Source organism: Pseudomonas sp. 05T35, assembly GCF_056396605.1.
Map to the genome: position 1 here is coordinate 1 of NZ_JBFTLU010000589.1, position 2289 is coordinate 2289.

The following is a 2289-nucleotide window of genomic DNA, read 5'->3' on the forward strand; positions in this document are numbered from 1 at the left end:
CAGCAGAATGGTCGGAAACACCGCAAAATCCAGCGGCCGCAAGGCGTAGACACAGACCAGCAGCACAACGATCGACAGCGCAATGTTGAAAGTGAAGAACACATCGAGCAGGAACGGCGGGACCGGCAACATCATCATGGCCAGCATGACCAACAGCAACAGCGGCACACCCAGATTGCCTCGACTGAGGTCTGCCAGGTTGCTGCGGGCACTGTTGATTAACTGAGAGCGATCCACCGGTATTCCCCGTTCCTTGAAGCAAACTTTTGACGCCTGAAGCGGGCGCAGGCCGGCTATTGCAAGAAGCCTTCCAACTTTTGCGCGGGGCTTGAAACAGCGCGTTCAGCAAAGGGTCCGGCAGCGCTTGGGAAGACGCTTTCGCGAGCAGGCTCGCTCCCACAGTTGATCTGCGCCGCCCACAAATCCCCTGTGGGAGCGAGCCTGCTCGCGAAGAGGCCGGAATATTCAACGCCCATCCTAAGAATTCAGCTACAAATCCAGAAAACACAGGGATTTGTCCGACAGGCTTTCAAGGTTGCCCCTCGGAAGTGGCATCGCTAGTCTTCAGTGGTCGCTGCCAAATCAGCGACCGGGCATGGAAACCCGATGAGTAAACGAGGCCGCTCTAACCAGTAAACGAGAACCTCACCATGAACAAATCTTCGCACCTCCACGAATTAAAAACCGCCGGCCTCACCCCCTTCTCCATCCACAACGATCAAGCCCTGTTCCGCGTCAACAGTGGCGTCCCTCTGCTCACTGCCTTGTCCCATGTCTCCGACCTGCTCCACCTCTCCAGGATGCTGGCCGAAGATGCAGCGATGGAGCGCAAAACCGACCGCTATGCCTGGGCCTCCCACTACTTGCAGGAGATGAGCAAAGCCGTCATCGATGACGTGGTGAAAGTGCTGGGGGCGCCAGGTAATAATCGCGATTGAATAAAAAGCCCCGCGCTTCTCTTGAAGGCGGGGCTTTCAGGTGTTTGGTCATCAGCTCAAACGGCTATTAGCGGTTTTCCTGATACACCGCGGTGCGGCCTTCGCGAGCAGGCTCGCTCCCACAGTTTTGATGGGTGTACACCTGCAAAAGTCAGGTCGGCTTTCAGGCCGCCAGGATCAAAAGATCGCAGCCTTCGGCAGCTCCTACGGATATCGCCCCCCACAATGCAGTAGCACGCCCCCACCACTCAGGCCGGCTGTCAGGCCGCCGTGCTTTGCTTTTGATCTACCCGCCCCTTCGGGAGGCCGAGTGGAGGTGTTCATCAGGGGGTGGGCGCGCAGCGCCGTACGGCGCAGCCGGACACATCGAGAGGAGGTCGTCGCGCAGCAGACCGTAGGCGATGCCCCCTGATGAATGCCGGAACGAGGGGACGCCGAGCCTAGGCGAGGTGCCGTACGCTTGGGGCGAAGACCTTTGCTTCCTTTGGGGCGTTTGCCAAAGGGAGTCGCCGTCAGGGCGAAACCCTAAGTGGCCGTTACCGCAGGAATGGATATGTACACCTGCAAGAGATTGGTCGGCTGTCAGGCCGCCATCGCGAGCAGGCTCGCTCCCACAGTTTTGATTGGTGTACATCTGCAAGAGATAGGCCGGCTGTCAGGCCGCCATCGCGAGCAGGCTCGCTCCCACAATTTTGATTGGGGTACATCTGCAAGAGATAGGCCGGCTGTCAGGCCGCCTTCGCAGGCAAGCCAGCTCCCATAGTTTTTATCGGAGTACACCGTCAAGAGATAAGCCGGTCAGGAATCGCGGCGCAGATCCGGTGGAATCGGCAAATCATCCTTGAGCGGATCCGGACGCTTACCCTTGCCGGCACGGTACTGGCGGATCTGATAAACGTAAGCCAGCACCTGAGCAACCGCCAGATAGAGCCCACCAGGAATTTCCTGGTCAAGCTCGGTGGAGTAATAAATCGAACGCGCCAGAGCCGGCGACTCAAGCAGCAAARCCTCATTAGCCACCGCGATTTCGCGGATCTTCAGCGCCAGGAAGTCGCTGCCCTTGGCCACCAGCATCGGCGCCCCACCCTTCTCCGGATCGTACTTGAGCGCCACCGCATAGTGGGTCGGGTTGGTAATGACCACATCGGCCTCAGGAATGGCCGCCATCATCCGCCGCTGGGACATCTCGCGCTGCAACTGACGAATCCGCTGCTTGACCTCTGGGCGACCTTCCTGATCCTTGTGCTCGTCACGCACTTCCTGCTTGGTCATCAGCAGCTTCTTGTGACTCTGGTAAAGCTGAACCGGCACATCGACCGCCGCGATCAGAATCAACCCGCAAGCCATCCAC

Annotated in this window: 3 protein-coding genes; 1 reads left to right on the forward strand and 2 read right to left on the reverse strand. The window is 58.7% G+C overall.

Annotated elements, in window-relative coordinates; genetic code table 11:
- On the reverse strand, positions 1 to 237 hold a 237-nt coding region (locus tag AC1DH9_RS27610), incomplete at its 3' end, for an FHIPEP family type III secretion protein (protein ID WP_477809181.1).
- A gap of 413 nt (positions 238 to 650) precedes the next feature.
- Between AC1DH9_RS27610 and AC1DH9_RS27615 the strand changes: the two genes are divergently transcribed.
- Positions 651 to 938 (forward strand): DUF3077 domain-containing protein, encoded by a 288-nt coding sequence (locus AC1DH9_RS27615; RefSeq protein WP_427539040.1) that lies wholly within the window; start codon positions 651 to 653, stop codon positions 936 to 938.
- Between the two features lie 798 nt (positions 939 to 1736).
- Here AC1DH9_RS27615 and AC1DH9_RS27620 read toward each other — a convergent pair.
- Positions 1737 to 2289, reverse strand: a 553-nt coding sequence (locus tag AC1DH9_RS27620) for an EscU/YscU/HrcU family type III secretion system export apparatus switch protein (RefSeq protein WP_477809182.1), incomplete at its 5' end; no start/stop codon positions are given.

Coding starts and splice junctions, on each gene's coding strand:
- AC1DH9_RS27615 (WP_427539040.1), top strand. CDS start 651: ATGAACAAATCTTCGCACCTCCACGAATTAAAAACCGCCGGCCTCACC.